Annotated in this window: 15 protein-coding genes; 9 read left to right on the top strand and 6 right to left on the bottom strand. The window is 58.2% G+C overall.

The genetic code is table 11. The features are described from left to right. The first annotated feature begins 2 nt into the window (after positions 1-2). Complete coding sequence (tcyN, locus tag AC6BYQ_RS03220; protein ID WP_038876913.1) at positions 3-755, top strand: L-cystine ABC transporter ATP-binding protein TcyN; 753 nt, start codon at positions 3-5, stop codon at positions 753-755. Between the two features lie 29 nt (positions 756-784). Here the strand turns inward: tcyN and AC6BYQ_RS03215 are convergent, their stop codons facing one another. The 3 genes from AC6BYQ_RS03215 to putA all read right to left on the bottom strand — a co-directional run bounded on the left by AC6BYQ_RS03215 (position 785) and on the right by putA (position 5,549). After that, positions 785-1,198, bottom strand: a complete 414-nt coding sequence (locus AC6BYQ_RS03215) for a type II toxin-antitoxin system HicB family antitoxin (protein WP_019452924.1) — start codon at positions 1,196-1,198, stop codon at positions 785-787. A gap of 12 nt (positions 1,199-1,210) precedes the next feature. Continuing rightward, positions 1,211-1,414 (bottom strand): type II toxin-antitoxin system HicA family toxin, encoded by a 204-nt coding sequence (locus AC6BYQ_RS03210; RefSeq protein WP_498056275.1) that lies wholly within the window; start codon positions 1,412-1,414, stop codon positions 1,211-1,213. Between the two features lie 163 nt (positions 1,415-1,577). Continuing rightward, positions 1,578-5,549, bottom strand: a complete 3,972-nt coding sequence (putA, locus tag AC6BYQ_RS03205) for a trifunctional transcriptional regulator/proline dehydrogenase/L-glutamate gamma-semialdehyde dehydrogenase (protein WP_197667850.1) — start codon at positions 5,547-5,549, stop codon at positions 1,578-1,580. A gap of 571 nt (positions 5,550-6,120) precedes the next feature. Between putA and putP the strand changes: the two genes are divergently transcribed. Beyond that, the gene (gene putP, locus AC6BYQ_RS03200) at positions 6,121-7,605 is read left to right on the top strand and encodes a sodium/proline symporter PutP (RefSeq protein WP_025159832.1); all 1,485 of its coding nucleotides are present in this window, start codon (positions 6,121-6,123) and stop codon (positions 7,603-7,605) included. 58 nt (positions 7,606-7,663) lie between these two features. Here putP and AC6BYQ_RS03195 read toward each other — a convergent pair whose 3' ends face one another. Further along, positions 7,664-8,626 (bottom strand): glycosyltransferase family 2 protein, encoded by a 963-nt coding sequence (locus AC6BYQ_RS03195; RefSeq protein WP_019452920.1) that lies wholly within the window; start codon positions 8,624-8,626, stop codon positions 7,664-7,666. 401 nt (positions 8,627-9,027) lie between these two features. On the opposite strand from AC6BYQ_RS03195, the gene efeU reads away from it, so the two are divergent. From efeU to lpxO, 5 genes are all read left to right on the top strand, one after another. Beyond that, on the top strand, positions 9,028-9,873 hold the full coding sequence (gene efeU, locus AC6BYQ_RS03190; protein ID WP_498056274.1) for an FTR1 family iron permease: 846 nt from the start codon (positions 9,028-9,030) through the stop codon (positions 9,871-9,873). Positions 9,874-9,893: 20 nt separating this feature from the next. Beyond that, complete coding sequence (gene efeO / locus AC6BYQ_RS03185; protein WP_019452918.1) at positions 9,894-11,030, top strand: iron uptake system protein EfeO; 1,137 nt, start codon at positions 9,894-9,896, stop codon at positions 11,028-11,030. Positions 11,031-11,041: 11 nt separating this feature from the next. After that, positions 11,042-12,340: an iron uptake transporter deferrochelatase/peroxidase subunit gene (gene efeB, locus AC6BYQ_RS03180; RefSeq protein ID WP_498056273.1), complete on the top strand. Its 1,299-nt coding sequence runs from the start codon at positions 11,042-11,044 to the stop codon at positions 12,338-12,340. A 716-nt stretch (positions 12,341-13,056) separates the two neighbouring features. Continuing rightward, positions 13,057-13,845 (top strand): phosphate starvation-inducible protein PhoH, encoded by a 789-nt coding sequence (gene phoH, locus AC6BYQ_RS03175; protein WP_015378226.1) that lies wholly within the window; start codon positions 13,057-13,059, stop codon positions 13,843-13,845. Between the two features lie 234 nt (positions 13,846-14,079). Next, a complete protein-coding gene (gene lpxO / locus AC6BYQ_RS03170; RefSeq protein ID WP_019452916.1) occupies positions 14,080-14,982 on the top strand; it encodes a lipid A hydroxylase LpxO in 903 nt (300 codons plus the stop codon). A 36-nt stretch (positions 14,983-15,018) separates the two neighbouring features. On the opposite strand, the gene chaA is transcribed toward lpxO, so the two are convergent. Both chaA and AC6BYQ_RS03160 read right to left on the bottom strand, forming a co-directional pair. After that, positions 15,019-16,122 carry a sodium-potassium/proton antiporter ChaA gene (gene chaA / locus AC6BYQ_RS03165; protein WP_019452915.1) on the bottom strand — a complete coding sequence of 368 codons (1,104 nt, stop codon included), beginning with the start codon at positions 16,120-16,122 and terminating at the stop codon, positions 15,019-15,021. Between the two features lie 294 nt (positions 16,123-16,416). Continuing rightward, positions 16,417-17,235, bottom strand: a complete 819-nt coding sequence (locus AC6BYQ_RS03160) for a siderophore-interacting protein (RefSeq protein ID WP_019452914.1) — start codon at positions 17,233-17,235, stop codon at positions 16,417-16,419. Between the two features lie 116 nt (positions 17,236-17,351). On the opposite strand from AC6BYQ_RS03160, the gene AC6BYQ_RS03155 reads away from it, so the two are divergent. Both AC6BYQ_RS03155 and AC6BYQ_RS03150 read left to right on the top strand, forming a co-directional pair. Beyond that, entirely contained in the window at positions 17,352-17,504 is a 153-nt protein-coding gene (locus tag AC6BYQ_RS03155) for a hypothetical protein (protein WP_498056272.1), read from the top strand. A 231-nt stretch (positions 17,505-17,735) separates the two neighbouring features. Then, positions 17,736-18,431, top strand: a complete 696-nt coding sequence (locus AC6BYQ_RS03150) for a gamma-glutamylcyclotransferase (protein WP_498056271.1) — start codon at positions 17,736-17,738, stop codon at positions 18,429-18,431. Positions 18,432-18,438 lie beyond the last annotated feature (7 nt).

Below are 18,438 nucleotides of genomic sequence, written 5' to 3'. Positions count from 1 at the left end.
GCATGAGTGCCATTGAAGTTAAGCAATTGACCAAGCAGTTCAAGGGTCAGACGGTGCTGCATGGAATCGATCTGGCGGTGGACGCCGGCGAAGTGGTGGCGATCATCGGGCCGAGCGGTTCGGGGAAAACCACCTTGTTGCGTTGCATCAACCTGCTGGAGGAGCCGGATTCCGGCACCATTCGCGTCGGCGATATCCTGATCGACGGCAGCAAACCGCTGAGCAAACAGAAGAACCAGGTGCGTGCGCTGCGTCAGCAGGTCGGCTTCGTGTTCCAGAACTTCAACCTGTTCCCACACCGTTCGGTGCTGGAAAACATTATCGAAGGGCCGGTTATCGTCAAGGGCGAAGCAAAAGCCAGCGCTGAACAGCGCGCTCGTGCGTTGCTGGCCAAGGTGGGGCTGAGCGGCAAAGAGCAGGCCTATCCGCGGCGGTTGTCCGGCGGGCAGCAACAGCGGGTGGCTATTGCGCGCGCGCTGGCGATGCAGCCGGAGGTGATTTTGTTCGATGAGCCGACCTCGGCGCTCGATCCCGAGCTGGTGGGGGAAGTGCTCAATACCATGCGCTCACTGGCGGAAGAGAAACGCACCATGGTGATTGTCACCCATGAGATGAGCTTCGCCCGCGACGTGGCCGACCGGGTTATCTTTATGGACCATGGCCGCATCGTCGAACAGGGCCCGGCCAAAGCGCTGTTCGCCAACCCGCAGCACCAGCGCACCCAGCAATTCCTCGACAAGTTTCTGAATCAATAAGGCGGCGGGGGAGCTTCCCCCGACTGCGTTCACTCCACTTTCAACAATTCATTTCGCGCGGCGGCGGCGAGAAACCCGCTGCGGCTGCCGTATCCAGGATGTTGCCGAACCAGAGAATCAATGCGGCTTAACAGTCGGTGGGGCAGCGTGATATTGATTCGCTCGGCCCGGCCGTCAAACTTATCCATATTGATAGCGATCAACAGCCACTGCCCCCCCTCGAAGGATTCCGCGTTTTTGGCAAGATGCACGGCGACGGCCCGCGGACGCGGTATCGGCTGATTGTCTTCGCTCAACAACTCAAAGTGCGCATCCAGCGCGCTTTGGGCATCGGCAAAGGCGTCGTCCAGGCTGGCGCCGGCGAAATAACAACCGGGGACATCGGGAAAGAAACCGCTGGCACTGCCGTCTGATTCGGTATGGATATAAGCGGGATAAAACATGGTTTCTCCTGTCTAACGCGTGGCAATGTGAAGTGCAGTTAACCCCGCGTCTTTAAGTATCTGCCGCAGCGTGCCCAGCTTGAGATCTTTCTTTGGGTGCGGCACGGTGACGATCAGCGCAAAATCGGGATGTTTGAATTGATGGTGGCTGCCTTTTACCCGCCGCAATACCCAGCCGTGGCTTTCCAGCAGCGCGATCAGCTCTGAACTCTTCACGATGTTATCGTCCTTAATCTACACACCATACACACTCTCAGGCAAGGAGATTAATACGCTAACGACTGGCCGGGCGGCGGACAATAAAAAACCCTGCACGAGTGCAGGGTTTGCGTAGCGGTAAGCCAATCAGGCGGCGACGTGTCGCCGCCTTGACGATGCGTTAACCGATGGTCATCAGGCTGGCGTTGCCGCCGGCGGCGGCGGTGTTGACGCTCAGCGAACGCTCGATCAGCAGGCGTTCCAACAGGATGTTGGTTTCCCCGTGGGCGAAGCCCTGCACCGAAACGATGGCGCCGCCGCGCTGGGCGATCTGCTCGCACAGGGTGCGCAGTTGGTCGGCATCGCCGTGGTAGATGGCGGCGTCGAACTCAACCTTATCCTGCTGCCAGTCTTTGCTGAAGGCGATACGCGCCTGCACATCGTTCGGCAAACGGCGGAACAGATTGCGTTGCAGTTCCGCTTCCGGCCACAGCGCGCAGCTGCCGACCGCCAGCACGGCGGCCAACTGGATCAGCGCATCGGCTTCGTTATCCGCCAGGCACAGCACGCGTTCACGCGGCAACAGGGCATAGGTATTGCGCTCGCCGGTCGGCCCTGGCAGCGGACGAACGGTGCCGCCCTGGCCCAGTTCCGCATAGCGCTGCGCCAATGCCGCCAGTTCGCCGTGTTGGCTGGTGACCGCCCATTTCTCCAGCGATTGCAGCGCGCCCAGCAGCTGCGGCCGTGCGGTGGCTTCCATCGGGCGCTCCTCGTCCTGGCGGTGCAGCGTGCGCTGCAGCGCGTCGTCCGGCCGGTTGGCCAAGAGACGGTACAGGTACAGCGGGCCGCCGGCTTTCGGGCCGGTGCCCGACAGGCCTTCGCCGCCGAACGGCTGCACGCCGACCACTGCGCCCACCATGTTGCGGTTAACGTACAGGTTGCCGACCTTGGCGCGCTCGGTCACCCGGGCGATGGTTTCATCGATACGGGTGTGAATGCCCAGCGTCAGGCCGTAACCGGCGGCGTTGATCTGATCGACCAGCGCGTCCAGGTTGTTGCGCTGGAAGCGTACGACGTGCAGCACCGGGCCGAAGATCTCTTTCTGCAGCTCGTCGAAGCTGTCGAGCTCGATCAGCGTCGGCTTGATGAAGGTGCCGCGCGCCCACTCTTTTTCATCCTGCGTGCTACCTTTGGCGGCCTGGTACACCTTGCGGCCTTTGGCGCGCATCGCCTGGATGTGGCGCTCGATGCCGGTTTTGGCTTCGGCGTCGATCACCGGGCCCACGTCGGTGGACAGGCGCTCCGGGTTGCCCATGCGGCATTCGGCCATCGCGCCGCGCAGCATCTGCAGCGTGTGTTCGGCCACGTCTTCCTGAATGCACAGGATACGCAGCGCGGAGCAGCGTTGGCCGGCGCTGTCGAAGGCGGAGGCCACCACGTCGGTGACGACCTGTTCAGTCAGGGCGGAAGAGTCGACGATCATGGCGTTCAGGCCGCCGGTTTCGGCGATCAGCGGCGTTGGGCGGCCCTGCGGATCCAGACGACCGGCGATGCTGCGCTGCAGAATGCCGGCGACGTCGGTGGAGCCGGTGAACATCACGCCGCGTACGCGGGCGTCGTTGACCAGCGTCGAGCCGACGGTTTCACCCTGGCCTGGCAGCAGCTGCAGTACGCCTTGCGGAATACCGGCTTCCAGCAGGATGCGCACCGCCTGAGCGGCCACCAGCGGCGTTTGCTCGGCCGGTTTGGCCAACACGCTGTTGCCTGCCGCCAGCGCGGCGGCGATCTGGCCGGTGAAGATCGCCAGCGGGAAGTTCCACGGGCTGATGCAGACTACCGGGCCCAGCGGGCGGTGGCTGTCGTTGGCGAAATCGTCGCGCACCTGGCCGGCGTAGTAGTGCAGGAAGTCGACCGCTTCACGCACTTCGGCGATGGCGTTGTTGAAGGTTTTACCCGCTTCGCGCACCAGAATGCCCAGCAGGCTTTGCAGCTGGCTTTCCATCAGTTCGGCGGCGCGTTCGAGGATCGCGGCGCGCTCCGTTGGCGGTGTCGCGAACCAGATTGGGCCGGCGGCCGCGGCGGCGTCGAGCGCGCGGCTGACTTCGCCTTCGGTGGCTTCACGCACGTAGCCGACCACATCGCCCGGCTCGGCCGGGTTGATCACCGGCTGTTCCACGCCCTGATCCAACTCGGCGTCGATAATAGGTTCCGCGCGCCACGGATGGCTGGCGCTGGTGAGCAGGGCGCTGGAGAGCGAGGCCAGACGCTGTTCGTTGGACAGATCCAGACCGCTGGAGTTGGTGCGTTTCTCGCCATACAGCTCGCGCGGCAGCGGAATGCGCGGATGCGGCAGGCCCATCTGGCCTTCGCTGGCCGCCATGGCTTCCACGGCGCTGACCGGATCGGCCACCAGCTCGTCGAGCGGCAGGGTGGCGTCGGCGATGCGGTTGACGAACGAGGTGTTGGCGCCGTTTTCCAACAGGCGGCGCACCAGGTAGGCCAGCAGCGTTTCATGGGTGCCGACCGGCGCATAGATGCGGCACGGGCGGTTCAGTTTGCCGTCGGCCACTTTACCCACCACCTGTTCGTACAGCGGTTCACCCATGCCGTGCAGGCACTGGAACTCATACTGGCCAGGGTAGTAGTTGTTGCCGGCCAGGTGATAGATGGCGCTCAGGGTATGGGCGTTGTGGGTGGCGAACTGCGGATAGATCAGGTTCGGTACCGACAGCAGCTTGCGAGCGCAGGCCAGGTAGGAAACGTCGGTGTACACCTTGCGGGTGTAAACCGGGTAGCCTTCCAGGCCGTCCATCTGGGCGCGTTTGATTTCGCTGTCCCAGTAGGCACCCTTCACCAGACGGATCATCAGGCGACGACGGCTGCGTTGCGCCATGTCGATTACCGCGTCGATGGCGAACGGGCAGCGTTTCTGGTAGGCCTGAATCACGAAGCCGATGCCGTTCCAACCGGCCAGCTGCGGCTCGAAGCACAGCTTCTCCAGCAGATCGAGCGAGATCTCCAGACGGTCGGCCTCTTCGGCGTCGATGTTGATGCCGATATCGTACTGGCGCGCCTGCAGGGTCAGCGACAGCAGGCGTGGGTAGAGTTCTTCCATGACGCGTTCGTACTGCGCGCGGCTGTAGCGCGGGTGCAGAGCGGACAGTTTGATGGAGATGCCGGGGCCTTCATAGATACCGCGGCCGTTGGAGGCTTTGCCGATGGCGTGGATCGCCTGCTGGTAGGAAACCAGATAGGCCTGAGCGTCGGCCTCGGTCAGGGCGGCTTCGCCCAGCATGTCATAAGAGTAGCGGAAGCCTTTTTCTTCCAGCTTGCGCGCGTTGGCCAGCGCTTCGGCGATGGTTTCGCCGGTCACGAACTGCTCGCCCATCAGGCGCATCGCCATGTCCACGCCTTTGCGGATCAGCGGTTCGCCGCTCTTGCTGATGATGCGGTTCAGCGAGCGGGACAGGTTGGCTTCGTTATGGGTCGACACCAGCTTGCCGGTGAACAGCAGGCCCCAGGTGGCGGCGTTGACGAACAGCGACGGGCTGCGCCCCAGGTGCGAGTGCCAGTTGCCGTTGCTGATCTTGTCGCGGATCAGGGCGTCGCGGGTCGGTTTGTCCGGAATGCGCAGCAGCGCTTCCGCCAGGCACATCAGCGCCACGCCTTCCTGCGAGGAGAGGGAGAACTCTTGCAGCAGGCCTTGCACCATGCCGGCGCGGCCATTTGCACTTTTTTGGTTACGCAGCTTCTCGGCGATGCCGTAGGCCATTTTGTGAGTGGCCTGTGCAAGATCGGCGGGTAATCGCGCCTGTTCGAGCAACATCGGCACCGCTTCGGTCTCTGGACGGCGATATGCGGCGGTGATGGCGGCGCGGGTGACTGACTGCGGCAGAATTTGTTCGGCGAAATCGAGGAATGGTTGGTGTGACTCTTCCTGCGCTTGCGGCATAATGTCGTCCGCTTCAGGCTGGCCCGCTGCGGCCAGCGCTGGAATTTCAGGAATATCGGTACCGCTCTCGAGACGCTCGAGGTAATTAAAGATGGCCTGCTTGATGAGCCAGTGCGGCGTGCGATCGATGCGCTGCGCGGCGCTCTTGATCCGGTCGCGTGTTGCCTCGTCGAGTTTCACGCCCATTGTGGTAGTGCCCATGCCTGTCCAACTCCTGTGTTTAGAACCTATCCCATCAGGCTAGACAAACAGCAGGCCGGAAAGCCTGTTGGGATAGGTTCGTGAGATGTGTGGTGTTAAGAATGCAGACAATATCCTGCATGTTGCAACTTTGTGCAACCTTGTTAAATCAGGCTGATGAGTGAAGTGTGAGTTTCATCGATTTTTTAACATGGACAGTTGGCATGAATGTTGCGTTATTGAGCGAATGCGGCGGGGTTTATTATGCCGCAGGCGCTTTACCTTGCGGTATATAAGGGTAATCACCAGGTGCAACTCATTTTGTTTGTCGTGAGTGCAACCTACAGGCCCGGTAAATGTGACGCAGGGTAAACTTTGTGTAACTTTGTTGTTAAATATCTTGTTGGTTGATGAAAGGCTCATCTAGGATAACCGACGGTCAACAATTACGGGCAGAAACTATTTTACCTGCACTTGCTCGCAGGCTGCGCCACGTTCCGGCGCGGCGGCCAGTGAAATGCATTGCGCGTGGGTTTACCGGCGCCGGCTTGGCCGGAGCGAAACGCGAATAATAATGAAAGTGGAGAATTAAATGACAATGAGCACACCTATGCTGGTGACCTTCCTGGTGTACATTTTCGGGATGGTGCTGATCGGCCTGCTTGCCTACCGGGCAACCAACAACTTTGATGATTATATTCTCGGCGGTCGCAGTTTGGGCAGCGTGGTGACCGCGCTGTCCGCCGGGGCTTCCGACATGAGCGGCTGGCTGCTGATGGGCCTGCCGGGCGCCATCTTCCTCTCCGGCATCTCCGAAAGCTGGATCGCCATCGGTCTGACCATCGGCGCTTACCTGAACTGGAAGCTGGTGGCAGGCAGGCTGCGCGTGCATACCGAAGCCAACAACAACGCCCTGACGCTGCCGGACTATTTCACCAGCCGTTTTGAAGACAACAGCAAGCTGCTGCGGGTGATCTCGGCCATCGTCATCCTGGTGTTCTTCACCATTTACTGCGCCTCCGGCATCGTGGCCGGCGCGCGTCTGTTCGAAAGCACCTTCGGCATGAGCTACGAAACCGCCCTGTGGGCCGGCGCCGCAGCGACCATCCTGTATACCTTTATCGGCGGTTTCCTGGCGGTGAGCTGGACCGACACCGTGCAGGCCAGCCTGATGATTTTCGCGCTGATCCTGACGCCGGTGATCGTGATCTTCGCCGTCGGCGGCATCGATACCTCGATGCTGGTGATCCAGGCGCAGAACCCGGCCAACCTCGACATGCTGAAAGGCCTGAACTTCGTCGCCATCCTGTCGCTGCTGGGTTGGGGCCTGGGCTACTTCGGCCAGCCGCACATCCTGGCGCGTTTCATGGCGGCGGATTCTCACCGCACCATCCGCAGCGCGCGTCGCATCAGCATGACCTGGATGATCCTGTGCCTGGCCGGCACCATCGCCGTCGGTTTCTTCGGCATCGCTTACTTCGCCAACAACCCTGATCAGGCCGGCAACGTGTCGCAGAACGGCGAGCGTGTGTTCATCGAGCTGGCGATGCTGCTGTTCAACCCATGGGTGGCGGGCGTGCTGCTGTCGGCGATTCTGGCGGCGGTCATGAGCACCCTGAGCTGCCAGCTGCTGGTGTGCTCCAGCGCGATCACCGAAGACCTGTACAAGGCGTTTCTGCGCAAAGGCGCCAGCCAACGTGAGCTGGTGTGGGTCGGCCGCGTGATGGTGCTGGTGGTGGCGCTGGTCGCCATCGCGCTGGCGGCCAACCCGGAAAACCGCGTGCTGGGCCTGGTGAGCTACGCCTGGGCCGGTTTCGGTGCCGCCTTCGGCCCGGTTGTGCTGATCTCGGTAATGTGGTCACGCATGACCCGCAACGGTGCGCTGGCCGGTATGCTGGTCGGCGCGGTGACGGTGATCGTCTGGAAACAGTACGAATGGCTGGGCCTGTATGAAATCATCCCAGGTTTCATCCTGGGCTGTCTGGCCATCGTGGTGGTGAGCCTGATGGGCCGCCAGCCTTCCGCCACCATGACCGAGCGTTTCGATCAGGCGGAAGCCGAGTACAAAACGGTATAACTGCCGTCAAATAACGAAGGGCGCCAATGGCGCCCCTTCTTTTGATAAAGTTATAGGGTTATCTTTTCAATAAAGTCACCATGCGTCTTAATGGCGAGGTTATTTTCCACGATGTGGAGTTGCGCAGCTCAGTGATTTCTCGCTCCAACCCCGCTAACTTGCCTGAAACTATGTCGTTTTTCTTGGCAAGTTCACCTTTCAAATCGGCAATGATGTCGCCATTGGTGTACTTGAAGCAATCGACCATATGGCAAATAAACTTATTGTACTCGGCCTGTACCCGGCCGGCATTGGTTGGGGGATAATTAATCAGCTCGGTAATACAGCTATAGTAGCCGTTTACATGTTCATCGCCTTTCTTTTGCGTCATCACGGAACCATGACGCACTCGACGTAAATAAAATTTTTCATTGACACAATGAACGGTAATATCATTCTCAAGCAGAAGACGCGTAGTGAATATGTTGTCTTCGTGTACGATGCCGTTTTTGAACTGGATGTTTTTTAAAGCTTTTCTACTGGATATATACAAGCAAGGGCTGACGATATAGTTACCGACATTGATTGCTTTCTGAAAAAAATCCGTTCCTGGGCAAGTGATGTTACTTAATGAACCATTTCTTTCATACTTAGGGTTGAATCGCTCAGCCAGACTTTCATCGTCGAAGAACACGGAAGACTCAAAAAAGACCACGTCCGCCTGGGTTTCTTTTAGCATGCCAGCTAATCGATCCAGTGCATTTTCCGCGAGTTTGTCATCGCTATCCACAAAGATCACATAGTCGCCTGATGAGGCGGCGAGCCCCGTGTTTCTGGCAGACGATTGCCCTTTGTTTTCGGTATGGATCACTTTAATGCAAGGTGCAACGAAGCTACTCAGGATCGTGCCCGTTTTGTCGGTTGAACCATCGTTGACCAGAATGATTTCAATATTATCCTGATCGTTCTTTAATAAAGATTCAACGCACTCACTAATGTAGTTTTCCGTGTTAAATGCCGGAACGATGGCGGATATCTTCATTTTTACTCCATTTAACTTGCTACGGGCTCGCCTTACCGGTTAATCAGGCTCTGACGGCAGGATTAAATCATACTTCTACGGATCGTGATGGATGCTGCCATCCTACCGTTTCTGGTCTGTCCGTAAAGCAAACGGCGTCGATATCTCCTCGCTGTTTATGGCGTCAGAACGGCATACTTCTGCTCTTTGCAGTATATCATGGCACTTCATGAGCGCTCCGCACCACCCAGCTGTAACACCTGGCGACATTTGATTAGAAAAAATCACCCTCGCGCCTCTTGTATTTATCCTTGGCCGAATGATAATCACTCTCGTTGAGTTTTACGTTTCTTTACATAGCCGCGCGGCTTATTTCGCAGCCACCGTTTCTGCCGCCGCGCTCTTTTCAGGGGTGATTATTTATGTTTGTTCCCTTTCTTATCATGTTCCGCGAGGGGCTGGAGGCGGCGTTGATCGTCAGCCTGATCGCCAGCTACCTGAAGCGCACGCAGCGTAGCCAATGGCTCGGCGCGGTGTGGATCGGCGTGATAGTCGCGGCCGCGCTGTGTCTGGCGCTCGGCATCTTCATCAATGAGACCACCGGCGAGTTCCCGCAGAAACAGCAGGAGCTGTTCGAAGGTATCGTTGCGGTGGTGGCGGTGGTGATCCTCACCTACATGGTGTTCTGGATGCGTAAAGTCTCCAAGTCGGTCAAGGTGCATCTGGAAGGGGCGATCGATCAGGCGCTCAACGCCGGCAAAGGGCAGGGTTGGGCGCTGGTGGCGATGGTGTTCTTCGCCGTCGCGCGCGAAGGGCTGGAGTCGGTGTTCTTCCTGCTGGCGGCGTTTCAGCAAGACGTGGGCGCCGCAGCGCCGATCGGCGCGGTGCTCGGCCTGGTGGCCGCCATCGTGCTGGGCATGATGATTTACTGGGGCGGGGTGAAGCTGCACCTGGCCAAATTCTTCAAATGGACCAGCCTGTTCATTCTGTTCGTCGCCGCCGGCCTGGCCGCCGGGGCGATCCGCGCCTTCCACGAAGCCGGTCTGTGGAACCACTTCCAGGATATCGCCTTCGACTTCAGCAGCACCCTGTCGACCCATTCGCTGTTCGGCACCCTGCTGGAAGGCATTCTCGGTTATCAGGAAGCGCCGACGGTCAGCGAAGTGGCGGTCTACTTCCTGTATCTGATCCCGGCGCTGATTTTCTTCTTCCTGCCGCAGCGCGCGGAGCCGACAGCGGCCCCGGCGCAACGTAAAATCAATCATTAATGTTTAATAGGGAATCTCGTATGTCTACTCCGTTATTTCGCCGCAAGGCGTTGCACGCAGCATTACTGGCTATCCCGGCGTTTGCGCTGAGCATCGACGCATTGGCGGCGGATGTGCCGCAGGTCAAGGTCACGGTCAACGACAAACAGTGTGAGCCGATGCAGCTGACCGTGCCGGCCGGCAAGACGCAGTTTGTGGTGCACAACACCAGCCAGAAAAACGTCGAATGGGAAATCCTGAAAGGGGTGATGGTGGTGGAAGAGCGCGAGAACATCGCGCCGGGCTTCACCCAGAAAATGACCGCCACGCTCGAGGCGGGCGAATATGACATGACCTGCGGGCTGCTGAGCAATCCGAAAGGCAAACTGACCGTCACCGCAGCGGCCGGCGGCGCCACCGACGGCAAGCCGAGCGCGCTGGACCTGGTCGGCCCGATCGCCGAATACAAGGTCTACGTCACCAAAGAGGTCGATGGGCTGGTGAAACAGACCAAGCTGTTCACCGATGCGGTGAAGGCCGGCAATGTGGAGCAAGCGCGCAAGCTGTATGCGCCTACCCGCCAACACTATGAGCGCATCGAACCGATCGCCGAACTGTTCTCCGATCTGGACGGCAGTATCGACGCCCGTGAAGACGACTACGAGAAGAAATCGGCGGACCCTAACTTCACCGGCTTCCACCGTCTGGAGAAGGCGCTGTTTGCTGATAACTCCACCAAAGACATGGGTAAATATGCCGATCGCCTGTATCACGACACCGTTGAGCTGCAAAAACGCGTGAGTGAACTGACCTTCCCGCCGAGCAAGGTGGTGGGCGGCGCGGCCGGGCTGATCGAAGAAGTGGCGGCCAGCAAGATCAGCGGTGAAGAAGACCGTTACAGCCGCACCGATTTGTGGGATTTCCAGGCTAACGTCGACGGCGCGCAGAAGATAGTTAACCTGCTGCGCCCGTTGTTGATCAAAGCCAACAAGCCGCTGCTGGACAAGATCGACGCCAACTTCAAAACCGTCGACACCATTTTGGCGAAGTACCAAACCAAAGAGGGGTATGAGTCCTACGAGAAGCTGACCGATGCCGATCGCAATGCGCTGAAAGGGCCGATCACCACCCTGGCGGAAGATCTTTCCCAACTGCGTGGCGTATTGGGTCTGGACTGAGGCATACGGTTATGAGCAACAAGGCAGGCCCGAATAACGGGCCTCATCCGCACTCTCAGGGGGCTGCATCCCCTTCACGCCGCCGTTTGCTGCAGGGACTGGGGCTGAGCGCGCTGGCGCTGGGCGGCAGCCGCCTGGTGCAGGCGGCGGACAAAGCGGCGGAGCCGTTGGCAGCGCCGCAGGATGAGCGCTGGCAGAAACAGCCGTTTTATGGCCGCCATCAGGCCGGGGTGCTGACCCCGCAACAGGCGGCGATGATGCTGGTGGCGTTCGACGTGCTGGCGACCAGCAAAGCGGATCTGGAGCGTCTGTTTAGGCTGCTGACCGATCGCATCGCTTTCCTGACCCACGGCGGCAAGGCGCCGGAGGTGGATGCCAAGCTACCGCCGCTCGATTCCGGCATCATGGGGCCGGAGATTTACCCGGACAATCTGACCGTCACCGTCTCGGTCGGCGCCTCGCTGTTCGACGAGCGCTTTGGCCTGCAGGCGCACAAGCCGCTGCGGTTGCAGAAGATGACACGCTTCCCCAACGATGCGTTGGACGCCGGGCTGTGCCATGGCGATCTGCTGCTGCAGATCTGCGCCAACACCAATGAAACGGTGATTCACGCACTGCGCGACATCATCAAGCATTCGCCGGATCTGCTCAGCGTGCGCTGGAAACGGGAAGGGTTTATCTCCGCGCATGCGGCGCGCAGCAAAGGCAAAGAGACGCCGATTAACCTGTTGGGCTTCAAAGACGGCACCGCTAACCCGAAAACCGACGACAAGCCGCTGATGGATAAGGTGGTATGGGTCGGTGACAACGTCGGCGAGCCGGCGTGGACGGCGGGCGGTAGCTATCAGGCCGCGCGCATTATTCGTTTCCGCGTCGAGTTTTGGGACCGCACGCCGTTGCAGGAGCAGGAAACCATTTTCGGCCGTGAAAAGCACAGCGGCGCGCCGCTCGGCATGAAGCATGAACATGATGAGCCGAACTATGCGAGCGATCCCGACGGCAAGGTGATCCCGATGGATGCGCATATCCGATTGGCTAATCCGCGCACGCCGGAAAGCCAAAGCAATCTGATGTTGCGGCGTGGCTATAGCTATTCCCTTGGTGTATCCAATGCCGGCCAGCTGGAAATGGGGCTGCTGTTCGTCTGCTATCAGGCCGATCTGGAAAAAGGGTTTCTGACGGTGCAAAAAAGACTGAACGGCGAAGCGCTGGAGGAATACATCAAGCCGATCGGCGGCGGGTATTTCTTCGTATTGCCGGGCGTGACAGAGGGCGGCGACTATCTGGCCAGCGGCTTGCTCAAGGCCTGAAGACGGAATGGTGGGGCGGGATCTTCCGCCTCGCTTTACGTTTGTCTTTCCCGTTGTGGGGGCAATGAACGATGAAACGCAATTCAATGCTGTGCCGGCAGATTAAAAAAACCGCAGTTGCGCTGTTTTTGATTGCGCAAAATTTAATCGGGAAACCAAAGTGTCATTCGTGATTTTTAATTGTAATTCATTGATATTTATTGATTATAATTTTCTATGGAATGACGTCTTAGGCGTGATATAGTGTTTTTGCGTTAACTGAAAACAAAAGATATTAAATTTTTTTACATTTTAGTAACGCTGTGGGATTGAATGTCATTATACTGTAATCATCTGGCGGTAGTTTTCACACGGTGCACAGCTTGAAGCTGTAAATATCACTGCGGGGATCGCTAATGGTAAAGTCCTTGGTTGGGCTGGAAAGAAAAAATAACACATCTCCCCTGATTTCTCGTTGTTACGAGGGTTCTCTCTCCGACTCTCTTTTACCGGCAACTCCGCACCCTTATCGCTACCGAATCTCATCGTTTTTTACTCCACGTTTATTGATGCAGTCCGCGTTGTCCCGTGAAGATACGGCGCCGAAGCATTGCCGTCGATTCACTTTGTCCCTTGGCTCTTATTGGCTCGGAGGAGGCCAAAACCTAATACGTGTGTGAAACATAATCGCGCGGCCTGGCCGTTGCGGTAGGTGAAACAAACTGTAAGGTGCCACTATGGGTAGACAGAAAGCAGTGATCAAAGCACGTCGTGAAGCGAAACGCGTTATTCGTCGTGACGCTCGTAGTCATCGCCAGCTGGAAGAAGAGTCTGTGACCTCGCTGGTGCAAATGGGGGGAGTCGAGTCTATCGGCATGGCGCGAGACAAGCGCGATAGCTCACCCATCGAGGCTAGAACCGAAGCTCAGGGTCATTACTTATCAGCCATAGAAAATAAGCAGCTGATCTTCGCCACCGGCGAAGCCGGCTGCGGCAAAACATTTATCAGCGCCGCCAAGGCGGCGGAGGCGCTGATCCATAAAGAGGTGGATCGGATTATCGTTACCCGTCCTGTTTTGCAGGCGGATGAAGACCTCGGTTTCCTGCCGGGGGATATCTCCGAGAAATTCGCCCCTTATTTCCGCCCGGTGTATGACATTCTGGTGCGCCGTTTGGGCTCTTCCTTTATGCAGTACTGCCTGCGGCCGGAAATCGGCAAGGTAGAGATTGCACCGTTCGCTTATATGCGCGGACGCACCTTCGAAAATGCGGTCGTTATCCTGGATGAAGCCCAGAACGTGACCGCCAGCCAGATGAAAATGTTCCTGACCCGCCTGGGGGAAAACGTGACGGTTATCGTTAACGGCGACGTGACCCAGTGCGACTTGCCACGCGGCGTAAAATCCGGCCTCAGCGACGCCCTGGAGCGCTTCGAAGAGGACGAGATGATCGGCGTTATCCGCTTTGAAAAACAGGACTGCGTACGCTCCGCTTTGTGCCAGCGCACGCTCAACGCTTACAGTTAACCTATCCGCTAATGGAAAGGCCGCTTCGGCGGCCTTTTTTATCTCCGCAATTTCCCCTCTCGTTTAACCTTTGTGTAAATTATTGTGGTTATTTGTATAGATTTTCGTTGAGTTAGCGTTAATGATTAATGGGTTCCAGATTGGCGCGCAGTTTGCGTGTGCCGCCAAAAGGACACTATCTGGGGTGTGCGCCGCGCGGCGCATTGAGTGTGGATTCTTTGCTGCGATTCAAACATGAAATATATCATTCTGATTTTGCTTATTTTATGCGTCGTCTATGTGCATTACCGCGGACGAGTGCGCTACAACGTATGGCGGCAGCTGTCTGACCATTCCACCTTTACCGCACCGCTGAACGTCTTCATGTATCTGTTTTCTCGCGTGCCGACTACGCCGTACCTGAAGCCGGAGCAGTTCCCTGAGCTGGCGGTACTGCGGGAGAATTGGGAGACCATCCGCGACGAAGGACAGAAGCTGATGGAGATCCAGCAGATCAAAGCGTCCGATCAATTCAACGACGCCGGTTTCAACTCGTTCTTCAAGACCGGTTGGAAGCGCTTTTATCTGAAATGGTATGAAGACAGCCATCCTTCCGCCATGACCCTGTGCCCGCAGACCACTGAGCTGCTGCGCAGCCTGCCTTCGGTCAAGGCGGCGATGTTCGCCGAACTGCCGGACGGCAGCCGTTTGCCGCGTCACCGCGACCCTTACGCCGGTTCGCTGCGTTATCACCTGGGGTTGATTACCCCCAACGACGACCGTTGCTTCATTGAAGTGGACGGCGAGCGCTACAGCTGGCGCGACGGTGAAGGGGTGATGTTCGATGAAACCTATCTGCACTACGCGGAAAACCAGAGCGGGCAGAATCGCCTGATCTTGTTCTGCGACATCGAACGGCCGATGCGCTACCGTTGGACGCAGGCGGTGAACCATTGGCTGGGGCGCAATCTGATGAGCGCTGCCACCGCGCCGAACGAAGAGGGCGACCGCACCGGCGGCGTCAACAAGATGTTCAAATACATCTATGCGATACGCCGGGTGGGGAAACGCCTGAAGGCCTGGAACCGCACCGGTTATTACATCATCAAGTGGATTTTGTTCGGGGGGATCGCCGCGGCGATATTCTTCTCGGTATAACGCAGACAGGGGCGCACAGAGTGCGCCCCTTTTTGATCAGGCGAAGATAGTCATCATATAGGCGGCGAACAGCGCCAGGTGGGCCGTGCCGTTCAGCACGTTGGTGCGGCCGGTCGAGAACGACAGCTGGCACAGCAGCAGCACCGTCAGCATCACCACGATATGCGGCGTTTGCAGGCCGAAGATCAGCGTCTGCCCGGTCAGGGTGGCGATGATGGTCACCGCCGGCACCGTCAGGGAGATGGTCGCCAGTACCGAACCGAAGAACAGGTTCATGGCGCGCTGCACCTGGTTGTTCAGCACGGCGCGCAGCGCACCCAGCCCTTCAGGCGACAGGATCAACAGCGCCACCAGGAAACCGGTGAACTGCGCCGGCGCATTCACCTTGGTCAACAGGCCTTCCAGCGGATTGGCGTTGAATTTGGTGACGGCGATAACCGCGATCAGGTGCACGATAAGCCAGGCGGCATGCCAGGCGCTGCTGTGCGAAGAAGGTTTGCCGTGATGCGGGTCGCCATCATCATCTTCATGTTCGTACACGAACAGGCTCTGGTGGGTTTTGGTCTGGATCACCAGGAATACGCCATACATGGCGGCGGAGATCAGCGCCACCAACAGCGCTTGCCCGGTGCTGAAGTTGCCGCCCGGCAGCGCGCTCGGGAATACCAGCACGATCACCGCCAGCGGGAAAATCGCCATCAGGTACTGTTTGATGCCGCCCAGGTTGACGTACTGAGTGGCGAACTTGCGCCCGCCGAGCAACAGTGCGAAACCGACCAGGCCGGCGGAGACGATCATGATGATGGAGTACAGCGTGTCGCGCATCAGCGCCGGCGCGGCGTCGCCGGTGGCCATCAGCGCCGAAATCAGGCTGACCTCGAGGATCACTACCGACAGGCTGAGGATCAGCGATCCGTAGGGTTCGCCCAAACGGTGGGCGAGCACGTCGGCGTGGCGCACAACGCTGAAGGCGCTGCTGAGGATCCCCACCAGCGCGAGAATGTTGATGCCGACGATCAGCGGAAAGTTAGTGGTGCTGCTCCACAGATTCAACACCACCAGTGCGGCGATGGGGAAGATCAGCGAGTATTCGGTGTGGCGAGATTTGGTGGATCGGCCAGGATCGTGTTGCGACTTCATGAGGGTGGCACTCCTTCTCAAACAGCGTAGCCCGTCAGCGCCGGTCGCCGTAACATGGCAACTCTGCGTTTCCAGTAGGTATTTTATATTAGGATACACCCACGGCGCCGGTGTGATGTTGTTTTTATCTGAGAAAGCAATTGCTTGCTTTATGTGATCAGGGTAGCAAAAAAACCGCACGGGGTGCGGTTTTATTTACTTACTTTTACGCAATAACGCTGTTTTTTAACGTTAGATTTGAGAAAAGTCGTGTTTACTTATTTAGTGCGTGGTTAATCAAGGAAAATGCGACCGTTAGTCGTCAATATTATCCATGATTTCATGCCGTTTATTATGATAACCCTCTTCATTTAGTCCCTCACGCCAGTAAGGTACGGCATAAAGACGATTACGATCGCATTGGCGTTCGCGGCGCAGGTAACGGCGCAGCCCTACCACCAAACGATCTTCACCGGCCAGCCAAAAATGCGTCTCGCCTTGCGGCAAGGACTGCTCGCGGAACAGTGCGATCAATTCGTCGGTTTTTTCCGTGCCGCCAACGACCCAGTTGACTTCAACGTCCGCCGGTTTCTTCAGCTCAATCACGTCGGCGGCGCTGTCAACGCGGACAAAAGCGCGCCCCGCGCTATGCGGCGGCAGGTTTTCCAGCAGCGCGGCCAGCGCAGGTAGCGAGGAGGGGTCGCCCGCCAGGCTGTAGAAGTCAGCCTGCGGCAGCATCGGTTTCGGGCCACCCGGGTTGCTGATGCCGATTTTATCGCCGGCTTTCGCCTGGCGCGCAAAATCGACCGCCGGGCCCTGGTGGTCATGGATGGCGAACTCGATGTCCACTTCTGCCTGCTCCGGGCGCACGGCGCGAATGGAATAGGTGCGCACGATCGGGCGCACGGCGTCCGCGGCCCAGCGCGGGCCGTTTTCGGTCAGCGTCGGCAGATCCGGCTGGGTTTGGCCGGCGAGCGGTAAAAATACCTTGATGTGCGCTGCGGCGGCGTTGGCCGGGTAGTAGCGCAGATCGGGCGCGGTAAAGGTGATGCGGCGCAGATGCGGGGTAATGTCCTGTACGGCGCTGACGGCAATCAGGTAGGGGGCGCGTGAGCGAGGGGCTTCGGTAGTCACGGGGATCTCCTTATAGTTCGTTTGGCGGTGAGTATATCATGCCGTTTGATAATGAGAATTGTTTGCTCATTGAGGCGCATCGGCCGCGAACCCGGTTTAGTCAGGATTCTCGGAACATGCACCGAGGGCATGATGTACTGCCACGCCGCGAACGGCTTGCCGAACGCGGTGAAGCCAAACATGCGCAGGCGCTCTATTATAAGGAAGCGTTCAACAGCGCCCGGCGACAACGCGTGCTGGCGCAAAAAGTCACGTTTTCCCCGCGGTGAGGATCGCACACGCGCTATGCGACCACGGCAATTAATATTATTGCTGCTCAGTACAAATACTTTTTCACTTTAATACCGCTTTGCAACTTGATTGCGCGACGGGAAAAGAATAAGGTCATTATTAATAGGCGCGGTTATTGAATTAATAAAATTCCGCACCAAAAATAAAATTGCAAAGGTTCAGCAGTGGCGAGGGAGGGCGAGCAATCGTATTCCCGGGAGGTTGTAACAGTGTTAACGCGAGATTTTCTGCAAAAAGCGGATTGTAAAACCGCATTCGGCGCTATTGAGGAGTCGATGTTGCTGACGCCTGAACAGCGCGCAGCCTCGTTGGATTGCACGTTATCGCGCCGGCCGGATCACAGCCCGGTATGGGTATTCGGCTACGGTTCGCTGATGTGGAATCCGGTTTTTGAATCGGAAGAAGTGCGGCCCGCCAAGCTGCCGGGCTGGCATCGGGCGTTCTGCATGCGCCTGACCGCCGGGCGCGGCACGCTGCACCAGCCGGGGCGGATGCTGGCGCTGAAAGAGGGCGGCCAGACCACCGGCCTGGCATTCCGCCTGCCGGAAAGCAAGCTGCGCGAAGAGCTGGAACTGCTGTGGAAGCGCGAGATGATCACCGATTGCTACGTGCCTACCTGGTGCGAGCTGCAGCTGGATGGCGGTGAGGTTGTGACTGCGCTGGTATTTGTGATGAACCCGCAGCATCCGCTGTTTGAAGAAGACACCAGCTACCAGGTGATCGCGCCATTGATCGCCAGCGCCAGCGGTCCGCTAGGCACCAACGCGCAATATCTGTTTGCGCTGGATAACGAGCTGAAACACCACGGCATGCAGGATGATTGCATCGGCGATCTGGTGCGCTATGTACAGCAGTGGTTGCAACAGAACCGCCCTGGCGCTTTCGGGGCTGAGGCTACGGCCTGAGGCGTTA

This window comes from Serratia sp. LTN-2 (genome assembly GCF_059740205.1).
This window is presented reverse-complemented; position numbering and strand designations above follow the sequence as displayed.

Coding starts and splice junctions, on each gene's coding strand:
- efeO (WP_019452918.1), top strand. CDS start 9,894: ATGTCTACTCCGTTATTTCGCCGCAAGGCGTTGCACGCAGCATTACTG.
- phoH (WP_015378226.1), top strand. CDS start 13,057: ATGGGTAGACAGAAAGCAGTGATCAAAGCACGTCGTGAAGCGAAACGC.
- efeB (WP_498056273.1), top strand. CDS start 11,042: ATGAGCAACAAGGCAGGCCCGAATAACGGGCCTCATCCGCACTCTCAG.
- AC6BYQ_RS03215 (WP_019452924.1), bottom strand. CDS start 1,198: ATGTTTTATCCCGCTTATATCCATACCGAATCAGACGGCAGTGCCAGC.
- AC6BYQ_RS03195 (WP_019452920.1), bottom strand. CDS start 8,626: ATGAAGATATCCGCCATCGTTCCGGCATTTAACACGGAAAACTACATT.
- AC6BYQ_RS03155 (WP_498056272.1), top strand. CDS start 17,352: ATGCACCGAGGGCATGATGTACTGCCACGCCGCGAACGGCTTGCCGAA.
- chaA (WP_019452915.1), bottom strand. CDS start 16,122: ATGAAGTCGCAACACGATCCTGGCCGATCCACCAAATCTCGCCACACC.
- tcyN (WP_038876913.1), top strand. CDS start 3: ATGAGTGCCATTGAAGTTAAGCAATTGACCAAGCAGTTCAAGGGTCAG.
- putP (WP_025159832.1), top strand. CDS start 6,121: ATGACAATGAGCACACCTATGCTGGTGACCTTCCTGGTGTACATTTTC.
- putA (WP_197667850.1), bottom strand. CDS start 5,549: ATGGGCACTACCACAATGGGCGTGAAACTCGACGAGGCAACACGCGAC.
- efeU (WP_498056274.1), top strand. CDS start 9,028: ATGTTTGTTCCCTTTCTTATCATGTTCCGCGAGGGGCTGGAGGCGGCG.
- lpxO (WP_019452916.1), top strand. CDS start 14,080: ATGAAATATATCATTCTGATTTTGCTTATTTTATGCGTCGTCTATGTG.